Raw genomic sequence first — 22,711 nt, 5'->3', positions numbered from 1 at the left:
TCGAACCGCCCGAACCTTCCGAGGCCGGTGAACCGGCGGCGACCGACTCGTTCGCCGACCGCCCGAGACGCCGAGCGGATACGTGTCGGATTAATTTCCGTTACCGGAACGTCTCAACGTCCGTACGTTCGATTCCGCGCGAGGAGTCCCAGGGCGGCCGCGAGCGCGAGGACTGCCGCCAAGACGCCGAAGCCCGGTATCTCGCCGGAGTTGACGACGCTACCGTTCCCGTCGTCACCGTCGTCCCCGTCGCTCGCCTGTTCTTCGGTGAGGACCTGCAACGGGATAGTGACCGACCTGCTGGTCGCGTTCTCCTTGTCCTCGCCGAGGTAGTAGACGGCGTGGCCCGTGATGCCGAACCGGCCCGGTTCGTTGGCTGACAGTTCGATCTCCATCCCCTTCGTACCGCCCGGGTCGAGGTCTATCGTCCGCACGTACTGGCCGCTCCCGCTGTCGGCGAATCCGGTCCCCTCGACCGAGACGCCGCTGGGCGTCTCGATGATCAACTGGACGTGCATCACGTCGTCGTTGGAGATGAGGTTCGACCCGCTGAACGAGAGAATCGCGCGCTCGTCCGGGCCGACGATGGTCTTCTCGCCGCGTAGCAGGAGGTTGACGCGGTCGCTTTCGACGTTGAGCGACTCCTCTTCGACCGCGTCGCTGTCGTCGCTGTCGTCGCTGGCGCTGGCTTCGGTCTCGCGCGACTCGTTCTCCAGGGGGTCGAGGCCCTTCTCGACCTCCGCGCCGTCCTCGCGCCCGTCGTCGTCGGTGTCCGGGTCGGTCGGGTCGGTGCCGAGTTCGTACTCCTTCCCGTCCGGGAGCCCGTCGTCGTCGGTATCGGCCTTCGTGGGGTCGCTACCGAACGACAGTTCCTCGGAGTCGTTCAGCCCGTCGTCGTCGGTGTCGACCTTCGTGGGGTCGGTCCCCTCCTCGACTTCCGTCGCATCGTCGAGCCCGTCGTCGTCGGTGTCGGCTTCGAGCGGGTCCGAACCGAGCTCCACCTCGGTCCCGTCCTCGACGCCGTCGTCGTCGGAGTCCGCCACGAGGGGGTCGGTCCCTTCCTCGATTTCCGCACCGTCGTCGAGGCCGTCGTCGTCGGTGTCGGCCTCGGTCGGGTCGGTCCCTTTCTCGACCTCCTCGCCGTCGTCGAGGCCGTCGCCGTCGGTGTCCGCGTTCCGCGGGTCGGTCCCGAGTTCCTCCTCGCGGCTGTCGATGAGGCCGTCGTCGTCGAGGTCGTTGACCTCCACCTCGACCTGCCGCGTCTCGGTCGTTCCCGACTCGGCCCAGTTCGGGACGACCTCCGCCGTGAGCGTCGTCTGGCCCTCGTCCTCGGTCGACAGGCCGTACGTGAACTCCACGTCGGTCGACTCGTCCTCCGCGAGCGACACCGCCTTGCTACCGACGACCCGCGAGCCGACCCGGAGCGTCACGTTCGCCTCGTCGACGAAGTCGCCCGCCTTCTCCCGGTCGTAGTCGAGGCCAGCGTTCGTGTTCTCGACCCGGAGCCGCGTCGTGACGTTCTCGCCAGCCGCCAGGGTCGAGGGGTACTGCTCGAACTCGGTCACGGCGAACTTCTCGGAACTCGACTCTTGGACCTCGAACTGGACGTGGTTCTCCTCGTTGGTGAACGACTCGTAGAAGTCGATGTGGATGTAGTACCACCCCGACTCGTTCAGCGTCGGATAGCTCTGGGGAGTGTACTCCTCGCTGAACTCGTCCCATCCCCACTCGCCGATCTCCTCGGCGTCGTCCCCGGTCTCGCGGTACAGCGAGAACGTGTAGTCCTCGTCGGTCTCTATGCACCAGTCGGTCGGCACTATCGCGCTCCCCGGCTCCTCGACGTACAGCTTGAACCACCGGCCCGAACCGGTGTTCGATTCGAGACCGACGAAGTCGCCGCTGTCGATGGTCTTGGCGCCAGCTCGGCCCTCGCTTCCGTCCTTGAACGAGTGGTCGACCCCTATCTCCTCGCAGTGGGCGCTCGCCGGGGCCGGGACGAACGCGACCGCCCCGACGAGAATTACCAGTACCGATAGTAATTCGAGTAGACGTGTCATTGGGGGCTTATGAGGATGGGGGACATATGAGTCTTGTCGAATTCGTACTGCCGTTCCCTCGGGAAATCCGGCCGGTCGGACCGAAGTAGCGGTGGGCCGCTCGACGTTGCTCGGCCATCATCTCAATCCGCGCATCACGACGGCCGTACACAGATTCGTGCCGACCGAGAGCGCGGTCCCGAGCGCCCACACGGCCGGTAGGCCCACCAACGCCGGAATCTGGAGCGCGAGCGTCGCCGTGAACACGCCGTCGCGCTCCTCGTCGAACAGCCCCGGGCTGACGAACGAGACGAACTGGAACGCCACCAGGAGAACGCCGAGGCTCGCGATGGCCGCCGAGGCGACGAGTACGCTCGCGTCGCCAGCTGGCGGGGACCCCGTCAGCGGGTGTGTCAGAAACGACCCGGGACGGCTCAGTATCGCGGCCCCGCCCGCGAGGACCCCGGCGAGCGTCCCGACCGCGCGGAGTCCGACCTCGGCGAAGTGGCTCGACACCGGTATGGCGTCCTCGACCTCCACGCTCGCCTGCGGGACCATGAACCACGCGAACACGACCTTGAGAACGGTGATTCGACGGGCCTGCGCCCATCTACCGAGGTCCACCGCCACGCCCTGAACGCGACCGAACCCGGACCCGTGGTCGTCGGTCGACGACCAGTCGCTCTCGGTGGTCCACTCGGTCTCCGAGTCGTAGCCATCCCAGTCGAAATCCGCTTCCTCGTCGAAATCCGCCTTCCCGTCGGAATCCTCCCGCGGAACGGCGGGGTCGGCGTCGCTTTCGGCGTCGCCGACGGTCAGCCAAAATTCCAACCCGCTGATGGACCGGGAGCGCTCTTCGTGTCCCACCGGGTAGTACGTCACGTCCGCCGCGACGGTGTGCTCTCCGTCTCGCTGCCCTCTTACCGGAACCGATACCGTCGTTTCCTCACCCCCCGGTTCGAGCACGACGTGTCGGCTCACGACGGTGTCCGTCGCCGAATCCCCGTCGTCGGCGTCGAGTCGGACGCCCGAGGGGACGGTGATCTCTACGTCCGCCGCGATTTCGCCGTCGTACTCCTCGGGCCCCGCGATATCGACCCTGACCTCCGTGGACTCACCGACGTCGAACTCCTGCTCCGAGGCGTAGAGGCCTACCAGCCCCAAGCCCCGTAACTCGTTCGCGTCCACCGCGTCACCGTCGGCGTCCGCCGACGTGTCCACCTCTCGATTCGGGTTCATATCGCATTTGTGATACCGGGGCACTAAGAATGTCAGGGTAGCAGTTGGAGTCTCGACACCTCGGTTCGGGCCGCGACCCGGAACCGTTCACTCGGCACTTGCGGACCGACTACCGCTCGACGACGATGGTCAGGTCGAACTCGTTGCGCTCGCTCGTGACTCGCACGTCGAACGCCACCGCCAGAACGTGGGTCTCGCCCGCGCGCTCCTGCACGACGACGCCATCTTGCGCCTCGCAGTCGCCGAACTGCCGATTCGGACCGCTGGGGCAGTTCGACTCCCGCCACGACTCGGCCGCGGTCCGATTGTATTCGACGCGATAGACGGTCCCGGACTCGACTCTGGAGGATCGGAGCGCGTCGAGGTCGGATTCGAGCGACGACCGGACCGCGGCGACGGCGTCGCCGCGGTCCGGCCACGCGTGTTCGCCGGAGGTGTCGGCGGCCGCCCCGTGGACGGCACGGGTGAGTACCCGGTCGGCGTTCTCGGCGGGCGCGTCGTAGTCCTCGCTGGCGTCTACGTCGGCGTGGTAGCCCAACTGGACGTACGCCACCACGACCGGCGCGAGCGCGACCGCGACGACCGCCGCGGCGGCGAGCACGAGCTGGGCGCGTTCGCGTCGGGACGGCTCGCTCTCGGTCACGCGTACCACACCCAGATGGTCACGTCGCCGCCACCGGTCGTGACGGTCGCCGAGCCGACCGCCACGCCCGCGGGCCGCCGGTAGCCGACCGACCCGTGGGGCGTCTGCACGCGGAAGAGGAGGTTGTCGGGCAGGATGCGCGCGACCCGGCGTTCGAGCGCGTCGCGCTCGCGGTCGAACGCCTCGGGCGAGGCGACGACCTCCGCCAGCCGGGTCGTCCCCCGGTGGCGGGGCTGTTCGCCAGCCAGCACGGTCGCGCCGTCCTCGGCGTACAGTTCCAACTGCGCGCTCCGGTCGTCGGGCGGGGCCACCCCGAGCGCGAACCCCATCGCGACCGCCAGAATCAGCACCACGCCGACTCCGGCCTCCACGACCGACAGCGAGAGTTGCGCGCGGTCGCTCGCTGGCCGCGCGCTCGGCGCTCGCGGGCTACGCATCGACGGTCACCGCCAGCAGTTCCTTGCGGGTCTCGGCGGGGTAGTAGGTCACCTCGACGCTCTCGGCCGAGAGGTCGCCCTCGGACTCGAAGGTCAGGGCGGTCGTCTCGAACTCCGAGAGCCGAACCTCGAACGCTCCCGACAATCCCGAGGCGTTCCGGAGGACGACCCGGTCGTTCGCGCGGACGACCGTCACCGTCGTCTCCTCGGGCGGGTCGATTGCGAGACGAGCGCGCGGCGACCGCCGCGGGAGCGTGACCGTCGGTTCGTCGGCCGACAGGTCGGGGGTCAGCGACACCTCCTCGCGGTCCTCGACCAGCACGATTCGCCGTACCGCGGTCCCGCCGGTCGGGTCGCCCGACTCGGCGAGCGTCCGGTTCCCGAGTCGGACCCGAACGTCGCGCTCGTCGACGACCGGGAACAGCGACCGGAGGCGTTCGGCGTCCATCCCGTCGAGTTCGTCGGCGTCGAGGACGTTCGGTCGCGCGGTCAGCGGCGTCTCGGCCCCGACCAGTCGCTCCGAGAGCGCGACCGCGACCCGGCGCTCGTCGGCGTCGCGGTCCGCAGAGACGAACGCCCGGTCGGCCATCCCGAAGCTCACGACCGCGACCGCGGTCACGACGAGCAGTGCGACCGCCAGCGCAGGGAGGTTCATCTGGGCGCGGTTCACGTCGGCTCACCCGATTCGAGGACGACCGCGAGTCCCTCGGCGTCGCCTCGGACCGCGACGAACGCCGGGTCCCGGCTCGACCACTCCCCCTCCACCGAGTCGACGGTCTCGGGTAGCGCGAGGCGGGTCCGACCGCCAACGCCGTCACGGGGATGGTCGAGGACGAGGGTTCGACCCTCGACCCGCACCTCGTACCCCCGACCGCGGATGGTCGCGGGGAGCGACACCTCGGTTCGGGCCGCGACTCGCCCGGTCGCGGCGGGCACGGCCTGCTGGACGCGCTGGGCCGACTGGGAGAGGACGCGCTCGCCGACCTCCGCGCCCGCGGCGGTCCGGTAGTCCGGGACCAGCCCGCCGTACAGGACCGCCCCGAGCAGCGAGATGTAGAGGACGACGATGCCCGCCTCCAGCGCCTTGCCGACCACCGGGGCGACCGCGCGGTCCTCCTCGCGGTTCCGGCGCTCGTTCGAGCGCCGGAACCGGGTTCGCTTCGAATTCTCGGGTCGGTTCGAATTCCCGGGCCGGTCCGGATTCTCGAGTCGGTCGCGGTCGTTCCGACCGCGACCGACCCGTCGGCCCTCAGCCATTCCGCACCTCCAGCCGCATGTCGTGGACCACGAGGTAGGCCACGCGCTCGCCGGGGAACTCCGCGACCACGCTGTCGACGCCGTCGCCGTCGAAGTCCCGGGTCGTCACGGTCGCGTTCTCGTCCCGGAAGTGGCGCTCCCACGCGCCGGGCGTCGAGGTCTCGACCGCGACCCGGAAGGTCTCGTTGCCGAGGCGCTCGCGGTGGTGAGTGACCTCGGTCCGGACGAGGGCCGACCCGCCGCCGGTCGCCGAGACCGACGCCGACCCGTTGAGCTCGGGCGCGCCGACGACGAGCACGCCCTCGGGACCGCCCGACCGCGAGGAGGTAATCGGCGGCGGGGTCCGGACCCGCGCGTTCCCCTCCGGGCCGCGGACGACCGCGCCCGCGAGGAACGCGACCCGGCGGTCGCCCCCGGTGAACACCAGCGCGTCGACCGGAACGGTCCGGACGACCCCCGAGTCGTTCAGCACCCGGAGGTCGCGCTCGACCGTCCGTAGCTGGCCCTCCGAGAAGGAGACCCGGCCGCGGTGGACGCCGGTCGCCTCGACCGGGTCGAGCGCCGCGTCGAGGTCGGCGGCGACCCGGGTCGCGTCGGCGGTGGCGGCGTTCTCCTCGACCACGGTCCCGACGCCCGCGGTCAGCGCCCCGAGCGAGACGACGACCACGCCGAGGAGGAGCGCGACGCCGACGACGTTCGACTGGGCTCTGTCCATCAGATCATCCCCACTCCCGCGAACACGAAGTGGGCGATTCCGACCAGCGCGGCCGAGTGGAGCATCGCCTCGTAGCGACCCCTGCTCGCGTATCCGGCGAACCACCCGCAGGCGAGCATGGTGGCCTGAGTCACCACGTAGAAGCGGTGGCGGTCGCGGGCGGGCTGGACCGCGTCGGGGTCGAGGGCCATGCCCGCGTCGGCGGTCGACAGCGACGACAGCTGGGCGAAGCTGTCGAGGACGTAGCCGTTGACCGCGACCATGATGCCGACGACGAGCAGGGCGGTGGTCCACCCCACCGCGACGTACACCAGCATGTTCGCGCGAAGCGCCTTTCGCTCGTGGTAGAGCCGCCCGATCTCGACCTGAAGGGTCTCGAAGACGGCCTCGGCGTCTCCGCCCGCGTCCAGCGCGCCCGTCACCAGTCCGATGGTCTGGTCGGCGAGCGGGGTGCCGACCCGGTCGACGAACCGCGAGAGCGCCGACGCCCGCAGGTCGCCCTCGCGTGTCGTGAGGTTGGCGTTGAACGCGAGGTCGGCGACGTCGGGGTTCAGCGCGCCGAGGTCGACGTTCCCGGCGACGCGCTCGACCGCCTCCGAGAAGGGTCGCCCGAGGCTGACGTGGCCCGAGACGGCGTGGACGAAGTCCTTTATCTCTCGGTCCTTCGCGTCGTCGATTCTGGCGCGCCGGAGCGCGACCAGTCCCACCGGGAGCGCGAACGACACGTAGCCAAGCAGGACCACGTCGACCGGTCCGTAGCCGACCGACCGGAGCAACCCGGCGACGGCGACCGCGAGGGGTGCGAACGCGACCACCGAACTCGCGGGGTTGGCGAGCGCGCTGGCGACGGTCGCCAGCGCGCTCGCGGGCCGGTCGTAGGTGGGGCCCGACTGGTCGGCCGGGCGGAGCGCTCCCACGAGCGCGGCCGCGCCCGCACCGACCACGAGGATGAACGCCGCGCTTCCGTACACCAGCACCGCCCGGGCGGAGACGGAACCGAACGGCGTCGGCGTCGGTTCGTTGAGGCCGGGCGCGAGGACGCTCATCACGGTTATCACGATGACCAGCAGCGCGGGCATCACCAGCAGGACGATGAACATCTCCGCGAGGAGTTCGAGGAAGTCCCCGGCCTGCTCGCGGGTCCGGGACTGGCGGTGGCTGAGCATCCGACCCTCCATCCGGAGGTACTGGGCCAGCGCGTCGGGCCCCTGCTCGGAGTGCTCGCGGAACTTCACGAGGAACGGAGCCAGCGCGTCCCGGGAGGGGGTGTCGCGGGCGACGATTCGAAGCCCCTCGTCGAGGCTCCCGGTCAGGATGGCCTTGTTGAGCACCTTCCGGAAGGCGACCGCGGTCTCGCCGTACGCCTGCTGGCGGTCGGCGACCTTCCGGAGCATCGCCGCGCCGTCGTCGCTCCCCGACGACAGCGCGTGGAGGTACCGGACCGCGCCGGGGAGGGTCCGCTCGATGCTCGACTCGCGGGCGCTCGCGGTCCACTTGAGGTAGAGCCCGCCGAGCGCGACCGTGGCGCGTTTCCCCGCGAACCCCGCCGCGACGCCCGTCAGGACTGCCGCGGTGGTCCGCGTGAGGTCGGGGGTCCGGACGGCTTCGAGGCCGGGCACTCCTCGGCGGACGAAGGCGGTGGCCGCCGCGACGGTCGCGTCGGGGAGCGCAACCGCGACGGCGAACGCCCAGAACGCCACGAGCGCGAACGCGAGCCACGACAGGCCGTACGTTCTGGCGAGGTAAACGTCGAAGCTGGCGGTCACGTCGGTCGCGCGGTAGCGCTTGCGGTCGGCGTCGTGGCGCGAACTGTCGGCGTGTCTGGAGAACAGGGCGTAGAGCGCGCGGTCGAGGACCGAGAGGGTCGATGCGCCGTGATTAGCGTTAGCAGACGTGTTCACTCCGTCGTCCTCCTCCAGTCGCGTTCATGGCCGTTCCTCTCTTCGCTCTGGTACTTAAGGTTTAGCGATATGGATGGTGAACGAATCGGAAGAGCAGTTCGAAATCGGATTAGATGTTAACACAATATAGTTAGGCAGAAAATTAATTATTTATGACGAGAAATGCTGATGTGGTCGTTCATGAAACGACGTACCGCACTCAAGCGACTCGCCGCCGGTGCAGGGTCGACCTTCGCGCTGGTGGGTGCCGCAGGCGCATCGGATTCCGAACCGAAGAATCTCGACGACGTCGAGTTCAAGTATCGCGTGACGGAGAACGGACTCGAAGAAGTCGAACCGGACGACGGGTTCTGCGAGGAGAACCCGGACTGTTGCGTGTACGACTGCAGTGACTGTCCGTACGACTGCTACGACGGTTGTCGGTGCGCAGGGTAGCATCGACTGTCCCCCATTTTTCGAGCGAAGAGTTCAGTCACGTCTCCCGCTTCACGCGCTCCACAGTCGCGGCCTCGTCGTTCGCGGCCGTCAACGGGTGACGGCCGCAAACAAGTGGCCCGTGAACCATGACTCGAACGCAATCTCCAGACCCGTTGGACCGGATGGGCGTGTATAAACAGTTAAACGACGTTTCTCCCAAGCGACGTCTTGAACAATTCCACGATCAGTACGAGGGCGATAACACCTACGAGACGTTCCTGACCGAGTATCTCTTTGAGAAGTACAACTCCGACCGAACGAAAGAGAAGTACCGGCTAGCAGGACGCCGCTGGAAGGGACACGTCGAAGCTGGCGGTCACGTCGGTCGCGCGGTAGCGCTTGCGGTCGGCATCGTGGCGCGACCTGTCGGCATGTCTGGAGAACAGGGCGTAGACCGCGCGGTCGAGGACAGAGAGCGAGCGCGTCCTCGATCCGTCGCCAGTGGCGTTCACCGCGCGGTCCTCCTCGGTGGGCTCATGGCCCACTTTACCCCTTCCAGTATTTAAAATTAAATTATAATCAGGGGGAGACAGACGGGACGCGCGAACGGTATCTCACTGAAGACACGATGTGAAATATAGTTTGCTTATCTGTCGGAGGTTTCACTTATGTCCGAATGCCCGACAAAAATTCTTAACTTACGATACTTTCTCTGTCGAAACACACATGCGACAGTCGCTCCTCTCGGAATCGGCCGCCCGGACGACGCCACTCGATTCGTACCTCGACTCTGAGGCGAACCCGCCGCTCCCGTCGGCGTTCGACTTCGAGGAGTTCCTCGCCGACTGGCGAGACGTGTTCGATTCGGAAGGGGCGTTCGCCGAACGCCTCGCGCTCTCGGGGTACACCGTCGAGGGGCTGCGCGAGCGATTCGAGGCCCTCCAGCGGGGCGATTCCGATGTCGTCCCGTCGGCGCTCGAAACCGCCGGTGAAGTCGTGGCGCGCGCGGTCGAACTGGAGCGACCGCGACCCCTCGCGTCGAGATACGAGACGTCGCCATTCGTGGACCTCGTGGCACCGCTCGCGGACGCTGGAACCGCGGGAACCGACCTTGAAAGCGAGTTCTCGTCGGTCGCGCTCGACTCGCTGACCGACTGGCTGTTTGAACGCCTGACGACCGCGTTTCAGCACCCGCTGTTCATCCTGTTCAAGGCGTACCAGCGACGGGAGTACCCGGACGCAGACTTCGAGGAGACGACTGACTCGACGACGGTGTACGACGAGTTCGTTCGGCGATACGGAGACTACGACGCCATCTTCGAGACGTATCCCGTGCTTTTCGAGTTGCTCGGTAGGATCGTCGAACAGTGGCACACCGCCGTGAGTCGACTGGACGAACGACTGGCGGCAGACGGCGGGGTGCTGGCCGAGCAGTTCAACGACGGTGAGGAACTCGGTCGCGTGGCCGACGTGGCCGCCCTCTCCGACGACCCACACGGCGACGGCGAAATCGTCTGGCGGATCGACTTCGAAGCCGACTGCTCGGTCGTCTACAAGCCTCGGTCGGTCGGCGGCGAGCAAGCGTTCGCCGACGTACTCGATTGGACGAACGAACATACCGACGTGCCGGACCTCTACGCGCCGCGCGTCCTCGACCGCGACGACTACGGATGGATGGAGGTCGTCACTCACGCGGAGTGCGACTCGGCCGAGGGAGTCGAGCGATACTTCGAGCGGATGGGCGCGCTGAGCGCGCTGGCGTTTGTCCTCGGCTCGACCGACCTCCACCAGGAGAACATCGTCGCCGCGGGCGACCAACCGATCATCGTGGACCACGAAACCGTGCTCTCGCCGCGGTTCGACGCACCAATTTCGCCGTCGTCGCCCGCGCTGTCGTCGCTCGTCGAGCGGTCGATTCTCGAAACCGTGCTCGTGCCGTTCACGACTGCGGTCACCGAGGGCGACTCCCAGACGGTCACGAACAGTGGGCTGACGAAGTTGGACGACGTGGAGTACGAACGGAAGTCACCCGCCTTCTCCGATCCGAACACCGACGGCATGGAGATGTCGTTCCGAGACGAACGCCGCCTCGACGGAACGAACCTCCCCCGACTCGACGGCGAGATTCGGGGGACCTCGGAGTATGTCGACGAACTGAAACGCGGATTCAGGGACGCTGTGGACGCGATCTCGGCCGACCGAGAGGGGTTCCGAGACGGGCCGCTCCGGTCGTTCGAGGGGTGTGAGATTCGGTATCTGGTCCGACCGACGGGCCACTACAGTTCGAAACTCATCGAGAGCGCGTACTCCTCGCAACTTCGGTCCGGAATCCAGCGGTCGTTCGCGCTCGAATCGCTCTACCGGATTTTCCTTCCCGAGAGCGAAGACGGCCTCATCAACTGCGTCGAAGCCGAGAAAGCGACGCTCCGGCGGTTCGCCATCCCGCGGTTCACCGTCGATGCGACCGGCCACGAACTTCGGGACGGCCACGGCGAACCGCAAGGCGCGTTCGTGGACCAGTCGCCGCTCGACCACGCCTGCGAGCGCGTCGAAGACCTCGACGAACACTGGATAGAGACGCAACTCCGACTGCTCGACCTCGCGTTCACGAGTTCGACGGTCCCGGACCCTGTAGCCGCCCCGTCCGAGAATGGACCGAGTTCGGGGGCGTCGGTCTCGGACGCCGACGCGACTCCGGAGGTCGTCTCGAACGTCGTGGCCCACTTGGAGAACGTGACAACCGAATATCCAGATGGGAGCGACCGGTGGGCGGAGCTAGCGCGGTCGTCGCCCGACGACGCGTTCCTCCTGCAAGAACCGCAGCTGAACCTCTACGAAGGATACGCTGGCGTGGGGGTGTTCCTCGCAGCGGCGGCGGCCGTCCGCGACGACGACCGACTCGCCGCCCGGAGTCGCCGCGTTCTGCAACCGATTCAGACCGCGTTCGAGGACGGAAACGCAGACCACCTCCGAATCGGCGGGGCGACCGGCAAGGGGTCAGTCGCTTACGGGCTGGTGACAGCCGGTGAACTGCTCGACGACTCGGAACTGCTCGAAGCCGGGCGGAGCGTCGCCGGTCGGACTACCCGCGAGGAGATCGAGTCGGACACAGAACTCGACGTCGTCGGCGGCACAGCTGGCGAACTGCTCGCGCAACTGGCTGTACACGAGCGGACGGGCGACGGGGGCGCGCTCGAACGCGCGCGCTGGTGTGGTGACCACCTGCTGGAAGCGACGGCCGAAACTGGGGACGGGTATCGAATCCCCACGAGTGAGGGGAACGACCCGCGTTTTGCCTTCGCACACGGCGCTGGCGGAATCGGGGCCGCGCTCGTGAAACTGAGCGCGGCGACCGGTGAGGAGACGTACGCCCGCGTCGGCGAGAATGCCCTCCGGTGCGACGCCGAACGGTGGCGACGCGAGACCGACCCGGAATGCGAGAATCTGTACGACGACGAGAGCGGAACCATCTGGGGTTGGTGTAACGGTGCGGTCGGAGTCACACTCGGGCACGTCGTAGTCGCAGAGACGGCCGGACGCGAGGTGCCGACGGACATCTCGATTCCCCGCGAGAATCTCCGAACCGAACCCAGTCTGGAAGATTCGCTGTGTTGTGGGTCCATGGGACGGGCGCTGGTCATGGTCGACGCGGGCGAGACCCTTGGGGACCCCGAACTCACGTCGAAGGGCGAGACACTGTTCGAAAAGACGCTCGAACGCGCCGAGGCGGAAGGACGGTTCCGAATCGGAAATCACCTGCCGATGCTTCCCCGGTTCGGTCTGTTCACCGGGTTGGCGGGCGTCGGCTACGTCGCGCTACAGCTGACGGTTCGCGACAGGGACATCGCCCTGCCGAACGTGATGCGACTGGAGTGACACTCGGGGGCTGGTCTCTGTAGCGTGGTCGTGAAAACGGAGTCGACCGGCCGTCGACCGACAGTTCAGAAGCGCTTTTCGTAGTCGTCGCCCGGACTGTTACACACCGGGTCGTCGCTGATGTAACAGCTCGAACTTCCGACGACGACTTGCTTGTCGGTCTCGTTGTGGGCGGGCTCGTACTCCGATTCGAGCGAAGTGGGAATGTCGTGTGACATTGCAAAACATACTGACGGAGGAGAACAACATAAGTTTTGGGACTAATTATAACCAATACATAAATTAGATTTGGAGATGAAATGCGTCGTCAAAGAGGCTTAGACAGTTCCTCGCCCCGCCCGCTCGACGGTCGCGGCCTCGTTGGTCTGGAGGTCCGAGAGGAACCCGAACAGTTCGTCGAAGTCGTCCATGCCCTCCCGCTCCAGATACTGGACGTAGCCGTGCTTGCGGTGGAACTCCGCTTCCACCTCCTCGACCGTCCGGTCGGTCCGATTCGCGAGCCTGTCGAAAAAGCGGAGGCGACGAGCGCGCTCGTCGCCTCCGCCGTCGAGTCGCGGGTGGTCGTACGCGAGGTGGAACTCTCCTTCCGTATCGCGCCACGCGACAGTGTTCCAGTAGACGGTCACGTCGTCCTTTCGGACGGTCCCACAGCGGGCGCGCGCCGAGTCGAGGTCCGCGAACTCCGACTCGGTGAGGAGTTCGACAACCTCGCCGACGTAGCGCTCGCCGTCGACGCGCTGGGGGAAGACCACGAGGTCGAGTTCCTGCAGGAGGTACGAGGGCAGGCCCTGCTCGATGACGCGGTTGACCAGCTTCTCGACGTCCTCGGCGTGGGTCGTCCCGATGACGCCGTGGCCGGTGTTGAGCGTCTCGGCGAACGTCTCGAAGCTCGCGGGCGTGTTTATCTCCGCGATGACCTCCACGTCGGGATTCAGGTAGTTGCACTCGGTCATGAGGTCGGCCATCGTGACCCGCTTGTAGTCGCTCTCGTGGTCGCGGGTGGTGAGCGAGACGCCCGTCTCGTGGGGCAGGCGCACCTCTCGGGACCCCTCGTCGATGGAGATGGGTCGGTCGCGGTAGGGCACGAACGGCATGTGAGCGTTCATCAGCGTGGTCTTGCCCGCGCCGGTCGGCCCCGAGAACAGCACGACGCCGTGGTGCTCGTAGGCCTGCCAGAGCAGGGTCACCATCTCGGTCGAGAGGCTGTCGGATTCGAGCAGGTCCACGGGCGTCATCGCCTCGGGGGCCTGCTTGCGGATGGAGATGTGGGGGCCGTCCTCGCTGATGACGCCCAGCGCGACCGCACACCGGATGGTGGTCCCGTCCGGAACGCCCGCCGGGTCGAGGTTGACCTTCGCGCTGGGGTTCGAGGCGTTGAGTTCGGTGCCGTCGCTCGCGGCCATCTGGGTCACGACGTTGACGAACGCCGACTCGTCCTCGAACCGGAGGTTCGTCGGGATGCGCTCGCCGTGACCGATCTCCCGGCCGCGGGGCACCACCTTGATGCGCTCGTCGACCCGGTTGGCCTCGATGTCCTCTAAGAGGTCGTCGCGAATCGGAATCGTGAGCTTGCCGTGGCCCACGAAGTCGCGCATCACGTAGTAGACGAGGTCCGAGAGCCGGTCGGTCGAGAACCGGTGGTTGACGGGCGGGACCGCTAGGTCGTACTCCGCGAGCGCGGTCCGGGCCCGGTAGGCGGCGGCGTCGAGCCACGCCCGGGTGTTGCGCGCGGTCAACCGCCGCGAGAGGAAGGTCCGGGCGCGCTCGCGGACGAACGCCGCGCGGTCCTCGACCACGCCGTCGACGTTGGTCTCCCAGATGCGGTCCTTGCACTCCCGTATCAGTTCCTCGTCGCCCGGCAGGAGGTCGGGTTCGAGCACGGCGTACTTGGTCGTGAAGGCGTCGTTCGCGAGCAAGTGCTCGCGATAGACGACTACCGGGACCCGGAAGCTCCGGAAGTCGACGGTGTGGGTCTCGACGCGCTCGCTGGCGAACCGCTCCAGGAAGTCGGCGTCGGACGGGAGGCGGGTGTCGGCGGGCGCGTAGTCGTCGGTGTGGACCACGAGGTTCTCGCCCGCGGTGTCGGCGACCTCGATGCCGTCGTCGAGCGCCAGCGGCGTGAGGTCGCCCAGACACCGCAGGTCCCGGAGCGCGCGGTACTCGACCCGCCTGCGGGCGTCGGGCGGCAGGTCGGTCAGCCGGTCGATTATCCGGCGGTACTTCGGGTCGAACCCGGCGGCCATGCGCTCGGTCGCGCCCTCGCGGGTCAGCGGCCGCTCGAGGTTCGCGGTCGAGAAGTGGTCGGCGACGCGGGCGAGGGCGTCCTCGCCCGCGGGCGACAGCGACGGCTCCCGGACCAGATAGTCGAAGCCGTCGTCGGTATCACGGATGGTCGCGACCACGCCGGGGTGGAGTTCGTACTGGGCGCGCACGTCCGGGGCGTACCACGCCTCGGGGTCATCGGGCGGGATGGGGGGTGGGACCTCCGGCGACGGTGTTTCGTCTCCGGATGGTCCGTCACTCGATACCTCGCTCATGGGGTGGGTTCCTTCCCAATTAAATTTAAATCTAGTCTTTTGGAACTAATCGGGTTTTGAGAGGTGGGCTTGATCGTGGATGTCGAATCCGCACCTATCCCGCGATACCGAAGGCGTTACTGACGTTGTGAGAAATGTGTCTTCTGTCGAGAAAGAGCGACCTACGGTTCTTCTGAGCAGGGCCGCCAGTACACTCTGCCGCTTGCACTCGCCTTTTTCGTGTCGAGGTCGCCAGTAAACACTAAATCATCCAATTTGTTTCTCGCAGTGTTGCGGTGGCAATTCAACATCTCGGAAATCTCCGGTGCGGTAAACGGTTCACATCGGTCGTCGTTTTCCTCGAAGCATTCGAGTACGTCGTCGGTGGTGATTCTCGGTTTCCTGCCACTCATTACATGTCGCTACGCACATTTCTCCATTCCAAGTTCAGGAAGCGGCGAGTTGCTTGTCGCCAGCGACATTAACCCGCTTATTCCGGCATGTGTGTTGCCAACAAAAAGATTCATGGGGGGGGTGTCGCTAGAGACATTTATCGAGGTACTATGTCAGACCTAACGGTTGTCCGCCGACGGCTCGCACACGTACAGGCAATCATCGAGACCGCGAACGAGCACATCGATTCTCCCGGAGACGAGTACGCACTCACTCGGGCACTTGGTCTGATCGAACAAACGTTCGCAGACCTCGATGACATCGCTGCAGAAGACGCCGAGGGTTCGGACTCCTAACCAGACAGTGAATACGTAGGTTCGTTCAGTCACGAACCATTCTTTCCGCACAGAGTTCCTGTCGGTACACCGGGACGAGAACGCGACAGAGATGTATTCTCCGGATAGTCAATATCTACCGGCTGGGTATCCGAGTAAACCGACTGACGAGGAGATGTATGAAGTACGATGAAAATGTAGCTGACACTGAGTTCTCTGTCGTTTATCCATACGGACTCTTTTATGTGGCGACGAGCCATCAGTCGGTATGCGGTCAATAATCAAGCGCATCAAGCGGTTCATTTGGGGCGTTCCGCCGGAAGAACAGGAAAGCTTGGCTTTGCTCACTAAGCTACGGAAATCTGAATTACACGGAATTAGTATGGAGGAGGTTCGTGAACGTCATCGCAAGCAGTACGAAGCTCCGTGGCGAGAACCGGTCAGGAACGTCTGGTCAGTAGCTCAAGAGAATAAAAATCCCATCGCTACGGTAATCGGTTTCTTGACAGCAGTCATAAAGGTCGTGCTGTAGTTTTTCGACGATAGGTCGTCTCGATGTCGGTCGTCTGATTCTGAAAGGGGTACTATTTCATGCAAAACTCTTTGGAATCAGGGTATCTATTAGTAGCCTCTGACCGTCATAGCTCATCAGCGTCGTTTTCTCCGTGCTGGATAGTTCCGAGTAGGGCAAACGTATTTCTGGCCGAAATATTCACATATTCAACATGACCGAGTGGTCTGGACTGCTCCCCGCCCTCGCCTTCGTCCTCACCGTCGGCGTCTCGGTACCGGTAGCACTCACCGCACACCGCTCCCATCGAAGCGGTGCGCGACCGTTCGCGCGAGCGTTGTGGGTGGCCGCCCTCCAGACCACGCTGTTGTACCTCCTCGGCGTCTTCGTCCTCTGGTCGGTCGGCGCGGGCGTCTCGCGGACCGTCACCCTCCTCGTCGTCGGCGCGCTCTCGGGCCTCCTGCTCGCGGCGCTCCCGCTGTTGGTCGGTCGCTGGCTCCTCCGGCGCGCCGGGGGCCTCGACTCGGAGACCGCCCTGCGCTACGCGACGTACGGCTGGCCGGTCGCGATGCTCGCCGTCTTCGGTCTCTTCGTCGCCCCCGGCGGAGTCGGTCGCGTCGCATTCTTCCACCTCGGCGGCGCGGAGGCGTGCATTCTCGGCTTCTGTGGAATCTCCGTCCTCACCGCGGGGGCGGTCCTCCTGCAGGCGGTCGTCGCGCTCGTCGGTCCCGGGATTCTCGGGGGAGGGTGGTACCGCCTCCTCGACGGGTCGGGGGACCGTCTCCGGGAGTTCGCGCTCGCGGTGAGCGACGGTCGTCGGTGGGGGTGTCCATCGCCGATTCCGTCGAAGTGCGGGACTCTACCCCTCTCGCCTGCAGTTTCCGCAACGTGACAAAACTACTAAGTCGAACTGCAGGTATAATTACTACAGAAAATGACTGACCAAACCAGACGTGCCTTCGTTCGGACCTGCGGAGCGGTCGTGGCCGCCGGAACCCTCGGGGTCACTGGTAGCGTCCGTGGCGCATCTCAGGTGGACATCGATGACGAGACGTTGCGACGCGAGCAGGCGCGATACGTCGCGAAGGTCTCGTCCGAGATGGGCTGGGCGTTCGACGAACTGACTCCCCTGTTCGACCCGCCGAGCAACGAGGACCTCGCACACCGGTTCGAGGAGAGTTACACCCCGACGGTCGCATCGTTCGTGCCGGGACTCGTCGGCGATGCCGTCGAACTCGCCGAGAAACTGTCGTGGTACCGGGCGGTCGGCGACGAGAGCGGGTTCGCGATGGTCGCCGACCGCGGTGTGACGGAGTCGCCCACGGACGATTTCCGGGGAGCGAACGGGGACGGAATGGCCGACGCCCGCGACGAACTCGACGGCGCGGTCGAGGCGTGCGAAACCGTCACCGACCGGGCCGACGCGTGCGCGAGCGACCCCTCGGACTCGAACGTCGAGGCGCTGGGAGATGCGCTGGCCGACCTCTCGGCGGTCCTCGGCGAGTTCGAGTGGGTCGAACGCTGGGCGGACATCGCCCCGTCGGCGTACAGCGGGATACATCCGAACGCGAAGCAGGCCGCCGAACGGGTGAAGCAAAACGCCCAGTCCGTTCTCGACGTGGCGGAGGCCATCGAGAGCGTCGTCGAGGAACACCACGCCGCGGTCACCGACGGAGTAATCCTCGACTTCCCGGCCGCCGTCGCCATCTACAACGAACGCGTCTCGGAGGTCCGCGACAGCGTGCCGAACGTGCTGTTCGACCGCATCGCGGGGGACAGTTTCCACCTGCGGACCGAGGCGTCCGGCGGCGCGGAACTGACCGTGCGATGGTTCGACACGGACTCCTCGGGGGCGATCACGGCCTACGAGGTCGTCGAACAGGGCTCCTCGGACGCGGATATCGTCGTCGACGAGTCCACGCTCGCGGACATCCGCGGCGCCGACGACCCGATGTCGAAGGCGGCCGACGCTTACGATTCCGGGCAGATATCCGTCAGCGGAAACGGATTCTTCAACAGCATGAAGTACGGGTCGGGCAACGTGTTCGGAAAGCTCGTCAGCGCCCTCTGAATCGCACGCTGTGGCCGGTGCGGTGTGGCGATGGAGGCGGTCCTCCGGCCGCCCATCGCCTACAGCACGCCCCGCAACTTGGACCCGAGGAAGTGGGCCCGACTGTAGAGGTCCACGAGTCCCCGAATCCTCGTGCTGGCGTCCCTCGCGACGTAGTTCGCCCAGAAATCATGGTCGCCGTCTACCCATAGACGTACGGCTGGACGATCCCGGGTCGAAAACCACGCCGTGATGCTCGTGGGTCTCTAAGAGCCGGGTCACGATTTTGGCGCTCCTGTTTGAAGTCCCATAACAATATTCACTACCATATACGGATAGAACAAAATCGAGTAATTAATCCAATATAGTGTTCAAAATATCTGGCGTATGCAAAAAAGATGGTCTACCGTTCTAGTCGGAATAGTGACCGCTCTTATTCTCCCAACCACTTCTGGTGGCGCTTTTATTGCCGGTGGAATAGTTGGTTATTTAGAAGGAGATTCTATTGAATCGGGCGCAAAATACGGAACGATTGTTGGTCTTGGGGTTATTAGTGTTGTCTCAATCATAAGATTGGTAGATGGGACTGCGTCAGATGAAGTTCGAAACTGGTGGCAATTAGTTCATCCTCTTGTTGAGAAGTCCATCTATCTCCTGTTCACTTCCGGTTTAGGTGGTGGTGTATTTGTGTATATAAACAAAAGGAACATTAATAATTAGATTTATATGTAAATAATAGAGTTATAAAATATAAATGGTAGTAATAATTGGGTTGGCCGGGGAAAAGCACTAAAAGTAGTCGGCACTGGTCTCAGTATCAGTGGACTTTCGGCGGTCGGAGCCGCAACTCGCGAAGAAAGAGACCTTGAAGATATCTACTGGCAAGCTCGCAAAATACGCGACGAAACGGGAAGTCAAGAGAGGTTTGTTGAATATCTACGGGCACATTGTGTTGGGGTTGAATCCTATACGGATGAGGTACAAAAACCACACTACACCAAACAGTCAGAGGATGTTTCCAGCGAAAAAGTTGAGTCATCAAATCTGACTGCAACACTCACCATGGGTGGAGACTACACACATACTGTCTCCGACTACCATATAGAGCTGGATGGTGGCTATGGAACTGGCGAGAAGAACAATGATGTTGTAACCCTCTCTTGGAAGTCAGAGGATTACGATCTGCCAGAAGATGGCACTTTCACCGAAGATGCTACTAATGTTCACCTAGTGCAGTCGTCTTTCAACGGGGCAATGTGGTCGTATAGTGATTGGGATGCATGTGGTTATGGATGCGATGGGGCGTCGTTTGCTGTCGGAGTTCGTGCAAAACGCGAAACTGAAGATACTCCACGAAAGATTCAGGCTACGTACCAATCCGTTTGGAATGATGACACAACCGTATCTGGAATGACAGTTAATAGCGGTGGGGATGTAGAACTCAATTTTGAAGGTAGCTCCACAGAGTACGTTGAGCAGATCAATAGACAAGTTCGCGAAGAGTCATTTGAAACTGACTTATAATATATTTCATTCAGTAGATTACTCACGTAGGTATATTAAAAATCCTACAGCACGCCCCGTAGCTTCGACCCGAGGAAGTGGGCCTGACTGTAGAGGTCCACGAGTCCCCGAACCCCCGCGGTCCCGTTTCGCGCGACGTAGTTCGCTCGGAGGTCGGGGTTGAACTTCGCCTTGTAGCGGTTGATGGACGGGTCGCCCGCCCCGACGAGGTCGTACTCGTCGAGGCCCCGCCGGGTCGCCTCTCGCATGACGTGCCAGTCGAGCAGGTCGTTGACGGGGAGATCGGGGTCGCCGTCGGGCTTCACCCCGCCCAGCCACCGGTAGACCGTCCCGCCGTGTTCGAGGACGAGCAGGCCGCCGACTCGCTCGCCGTCGACCCGGCAGACGTACGGCCGGACGGTCCCCTCGGGGAGGCGTCGGTAGAGCGCGACAGCGAACGCGGCGTCGAGCTGGAAGGGGATGTCCTGCTCGCGGTGGCGCTCGCGGACGCGCTCGACGACGTATCTGACTGCGTCCGGCCCGCCGCGCTCGATGCGGTAGCGCTCGGCGTCGGCGTTCCGGACGTTCTGTCGCGCGTCGCGGCTGAACTCCGCGAGCAGGGCCTCCTCGTCGCCCAGTTCCACGACGTAGGTGAACCGCGGGGACACCTCGAAGCCGTTCCACTGGAAGGGTCGCACGTCGTCGATTCCCGCGAGGAGGAACTGCTGGTAGTGGGGGCCGAGACGGTCGTCGAGCCAGTCCAGACACGCCTCGACGAACGCGACGGTCCGGCGCGAGCGCCGGACCGTCGCGTGGTGTTCGTGGTCTCCGGTCGCGTCGTCTCCGACCGCGTGGTCGTCTCCGGCCGCGTCGTCTCCGACCAGCGCGGGACCGAGCGGCGTGCTCCACGACTTGGGCGGCGGCGAGAACGCCCCCGTCATCGGCCCCTTGCGGACCTCGAAGACGGGGAAGACGCCGACCGGCGTCTCCCCGTCGTAGCCCACCAGCGGGTGGAGTTCGGTCCCGGTGTCCTCGGCCTGGAGTTCGAGCGCATCGAACAGGTAGAAGGTGTTCGCGCGCTCCGAACGCTCCACGAGGCCGTCCCAGCGGTCGCTTCGACTCGGTCGCAGGGGTCTGATGTCGACGGTCACTATTCGATGTATCCTAGCTCGGAGAGTCGCGCCTCGATTCGTCGGCTGTCCGTCCGCTCGGTTCGGGTCGCGTCGTAATCGGGGTACTCGCGCTCGCCGGGGTCGGCCACGACGGGGAGCGGTCTGCCGTCCATCTCCGTCCCCCTCGGCACGTCGAACGTCGCGAGCACCGTCGGCGTCACGTCGAGGATGTGCGCGCCCTCGACTCCGGCCTCGGCGTCGATGTCCTCGCCCGTCGCGGCCACGATGCCGTGTCGCTTGTGGTTGTACGGTTCGGTCGGCTCCCCGAAAACGTCTCCGGCCAACTGGACGCTGAGCAACTGCTCGAATCCGTTCGGGACGGTGACGACGTCCGGCGCGTCCTCGACGTGGGGGCCCTCGAAGAACGCCTCTCGGGGTCCGACCGCCTCGAACACGGGGTCGCCGTCGGGCGTCCGGACCGATTCGAGCGCCTCGACGAGCTCCGCCCTGACCGCCTCGTAGGCCGACCGGGGGACCGTCCCGTCGGGTTCCCTGCCTTCGAGATTGAGCCTGACGCCGAGTTCGCTCCGCGACCGGGCGTAGGCCCGCGAGGCGGGGAAGTCGACCTGCTCGCTCCCGGCCTGTAGCAGGCCGTGGGGGACCCGCCTGCCGACCGCCTCGGCGAGCCCCAGCGAATCGAGCAGGTCGGCGACGCGCTGGGTCGTCACGCCGACCCGAGCGGCGGCCGCAACGCCCGCTTCGAGCAGGCGTCGCCCGCGGGATTCGAGCGGTCGCCGACCGCGGGGACCGGGGCTGTCGAGAGCGAGTCGCTCCTCCTTGATGGTGGTCCACGCGGGCATCCCCTGCCCGCCCCTCTTGGCGGTGACGAACCCCCGCTCCCGGAGGAACTCGTTGATTCGGAACTCGTAGTCGTCGTAGGGACCCATGCCGTGGTCGCTGACCACGAGGACGTTGTCGGGGTCCAGCTCGTCGAGAATCGCGCCGACCTGCTCGTCGACCGTCCGGTAGACGGCCTCGACCGCCTCGCGGTCGCCGGGTCGCTTGTGGAACACCGCGTCGGTCTGCTGGAACTCCACGAACCCGAAGTCGGGGTCGAACCGGTCGGCGAGATACCGGAACGCCGCCCCGCGCATCCGGAGAACTCTCAGCGCCGACTCCGTGTTCCCCGCGCGGAGTGCGCGGTCGTCGGGGTAAACGCGGTAATCTCCGATTTCCGCCCGCACCTCGCCGAGGAGCCCCTCGGGGTGACACCGCGGCGCGTTCGGCGCGAGGAACCCGGGGACGAGCGCGCCGTCGAACGACCCCGGCGGATGTGTCACCGGGACGTTGACCGCGACGCTGGAGAATCCGAATCGGTCGAGGAGTTCCCAGACCGGCCGCGCCCGGACGTGGGTCGCGTTCACCACGTCCCAGTCGTAGCCGTCGTACGCGAGCATGTCGAACACCCCGTGTTTCCCGGGGTTCTTGCCGGTGTAGATGGTCGGCCACGCGCTCGCGGTCCACGGCGGAATCCCCGATTTCAACGGGCCGCTCGCACCTCCCCCGAAGACGCTCCGGAGACGGGGCGTCACGCCCGCTTCGAAGAGCGGTTGCAGTACCTCCCGGCACGCGGCGTCGATACCGATGACGAGCGTTCTCATGTCTGATATTCCTGCGGATGTGTCAACTCCTCACCTATTAGTTACTGTCTGGCTATGGTCGGGAATCGGCCGGTGTCGCCGGAACCGGTCTCGGTAACCGGGGCCCGGT

The 22,711-nt window shown here is 65.3% G+C and carries 20 protein-coding genes; 7 read left to right on the top strand and 13 right to left on the bottom strand.

Annotated features, from left to right (window positions below; genetic code table 11):
* Positions 1-113: 113 nt before the first annotated feature.
* The 8 genes from NGM10_RS05670 to NGM10_RS05635 all read right to left on the bottom strand — a co-directional run bounded on the left by NGM10_RS05670 (position 114) and on the right by NGM10_RS05635 (position 8,228).
* Complete coding sequence (locus tag NGM10_RS05670) at positions 114-2,057, bottom strand: hypothetical protein (RefSeq protein WP_253482792.1); 1,944 nt, start codon at positions 2,055-2,057, stop codon at positions 114-116.
* A gap of 117 nt (positions 2,058-2,174) precedes the next feature.
* Positions 2,175-3,275, bottom strand: coding sequence for a hypothetical protein (locus tag NGM10_RS05665; RefSeq protein ID WP_253482789.1), 1,101 nt, complete (start codon positions 3,273-3,275; stop codon positions 2,175-2,177).
* Positions 3,276-3,384: 109 nt separating this feature from the next.
* Positions 3,385-3,927: a DUF7261 family protein gene (locus tag NGM10_RS05660; RefSeq protein WP_253482786.1), complete on the bottom strand. Its 543-nt coding sequence runs from the start codon at positions 3,925-3,927 to the stop codon at positions 3,385-3,387.
* Positions 3,915-4,355, bottom strand: a complete 441-nt coding sequence (locus tag NGM10_RS05655; protein ID WP_253482783.1) for a DUF7262 family protein — start codon at positions 4,353-4,355, stop codon at positions 3,915-3,917. Before NGM10_RS05655 ends, NGM10_RS05660 begins: the two co-directional genes overlap by 13 nt.
* Positions 4,348-5,025, bottom strand: a complete 678-nt coding sequence (locus tag NGM10_RS05650; RefSeq protein ID WP_253482781.1) for a DUF7263 family protein — start codon at positions 5,023-5,025, stop codon at positions 4,348-4,350. The genes NGM10_RS05655 and NGM10_RS05650 overlap by 8 nt, the downstream gene beginning before the upstream one ends.
* Positions 5,022-5,612 (bottom strand): DUF7266 family protein, encoded by a 591-nt coding sequence (locus NGM10_RS05645; RefSeq protein WP_253482778.1) that lies wholly within the window; start codon positions 5,610-5,612, stop codon positions 5,022-5,024. Before NGM10_RS05645 ends, NGM10_RS05650 begins: the two co-directional genes overlap by 4 nt.
* Positions 5,605-6,327, bottom strand: coding sequence for a DUF7289 family protein (locus NGM10_RS05640; RefSeq protein WP_253482775.1), 723 nt, complete (start codon positions 6,325-6,327; stop codon positions 5,605-5,607). The genes NGM10_RS05645 and NGM10_RS05640 overlap by 8 nt, the downstream gene beginning before the upstream one ends.
* Positions 6,327-8,228, bottom strand: a complete 1,902-nt coding sequence (locus tag NGM10_RS05635) for a type II secretion system F family protein (RefSeq protein ID WP_253482773.1) — start codon at positions 8,226-8,228, stop codon at positions 6,327-6,329. The genes NGM10_RS05640 and NGM10_RS05635 overlap by 1 nt, the downstream gene beginning before the upstream one ends.
* Before the next feature lie 180 nt (positions 8,229-8,408).
* On the opposite strand from NGM10_RS05635, the gene NGM10_RS05630 reads away from it, so the two are divergent.
* Positions 8,409-8,663, top strand: a complete 255-nt coding sequence (locus NGM10_RS05630; RefSeq protein WP_253482771.1) for a hypothetical protein — start codon at positions 8,409-8,411, stop codon at positions 8,661-8,663.
* Between the two features lie 317 nt (positions 8,664-8,980).
* Here the strand turns inward: NGM10_RS05630 and NGM10_RS05625 are convergent, their stop codons facing one another.
* On the bottom strand, positions 8,981-9,157 hold the full coding sequence (locus NGM10_RS05625) for a hypothetical protein (RefSeq protein WP_253482768.1): 177 nt from the start codon (positions 9,155-9,157) through the stop codon (positions 8,981-8,983).
* A gap of 214 nt (positions 9,158-9,371) precedes the next feature.
* On the opposite strand from NGM10_RS05625, the gene NGM10_RS05620 reads away from it, so the two are divergent.
* Positions 9,372-12,521, top strand: coding sequence for a type 2 lanthipeptide synthetase LanM family protein (locus NGM10_RS05620; protein WP_253482766.1), 3,150 nt, complete (start codon positions 9,372-9,374; stop codon positions 12,519-12,521).
* Between the two features lie 65 nt (positions 12,522-12,586).
* On the opposite strand, the gene NGM10_RS05615 is transcribed toward NGM10_RS05620, so the two are convergent.
* Positions 12,587-12,739, bottom strand: a complete 153-nt coding sequence (locus tag NGM10_RS05615; RefSeq protein WP_253482764.1) for a hypothetical protein — start codon at positions 12,737-12,739, stop codon at positions 12,587-12,589.
* Between the two features lie 99 nt (positions 12,740-12,838).
* Complete coding sequence (locus tag NGM10_RS05610) at positions 12,839-15,058, bottom strand: type II/IV secretion system ATPase subunit (RefSeq protein WP_253482762.1); 2,220 nt, start codon at positions 15,056-15,058, stop codon at positions 12,839-12,841.
* Positions 15,059-15,600: 542 nt separating this feature from the next.
* Between NGM10_RS05610 and NGM10_RS05605 the strand changes: the two genes are divergently transcribed.
* From NGM10_RS05605 to NGM10_RS05585, 5 genes are all read left to right on the top strand, one after another.
* Positions 15,601-15,786 (top strand): hypothetical protein, encoded by a 186-nt coding sequence (locus NGM10_RS05605; RefSeq protein WP_253482761.1) that lies wholly within the window; start codon positions 15,601-15,603, stop codon positions 15,784-15,786.
* Between the two features lie 704 nt (positions 15,787-16,490).
* Entirely contained in the window at positions 16,491-17,168 is a 678-nt protein-coding gene (locus NGM10_RS05600) for a hypothetical protein (RefSeq protein ID WP_253482759.1), read from the top strand.
* Positions 17,169-17,210: 42 nt separating this feature from the next.
* Positions 17,211-18,347 (top strand): hypothetical protein, encoded by a 1,137-nt coding sequence (locus NGM10_RS05595; protein WP_253482757.1) that lies wholly within the window; start codon positions 17,211-17,213, stop codon positions 18,345-18,347.
* A 366-nt stretch (positions 18,348-18,713) separates the two neighbouring features.
* A complete protein-coding gene (locus tag NGM10_RS05590) occupies positions 18,714-19,046 on the top strand; it encodes a DUF5518 domain-containing protein (protein ID WP_253482755.1) in 333 nt (110 codons plus the stop codon).
* Between the two features lie 342 nt (positions 19,047-19,388).
* Entirely contained in the window at positions 19,389-19,850 is a 462-nt protein-coding gene (locus NGM10_RS05585; RefSeq protein WP_253482752.1) for a hypothetical protein, read from the top strand.
* A gap of 44 nt (positions 19,851-19,894) precedes the next feature.
* On the opposite strand, the gene NGM10_RS05580 is transcribed toward NGM10_RS05585, so the two are convergent.
* Complete coding sequence (locus NGM10_RS05580; RefSeq protein ID WP_253482749.1) at positions 19,895-20,980, bottom strand: lipid II:glycine glycyltransferase FemX; 1,086 nt, start codon at positions 20,978-20,980, stop codon at positions 19,895-19,897.
* Positions 20,980-22,602, bottom strand: a complete 1,623-nt coding sequence (locus NGM10_RS05575; RefSeq protein ID WP_253482746.1) for an alkaline phosphatase family protein — start codon at positions 22,600-22,602, stop codon at positions 20,980-20,982. The genes NGM10_RS05580 and NGM10_RS05575 overlap by 1 nt, the downstream gene beginning before the upstream one ends.
* Between the last annotated feature and the right edge of the window lie 109 nt (positions 22,603-22,711).

The organism is Halorussus salilacus, from assembly GCF_024138125.1.
Lineage (GTDB): Archaea > Halobacteriota > Halobacteria > Halobacteriales > Haladaptataceae > Halorussus > Halorussus salilacus.
The sequence above is the reverse complement of the archived record's forward strand: the minus strand, read 5'-3'. Positions and strand labels throughout refer to the sequence as shown.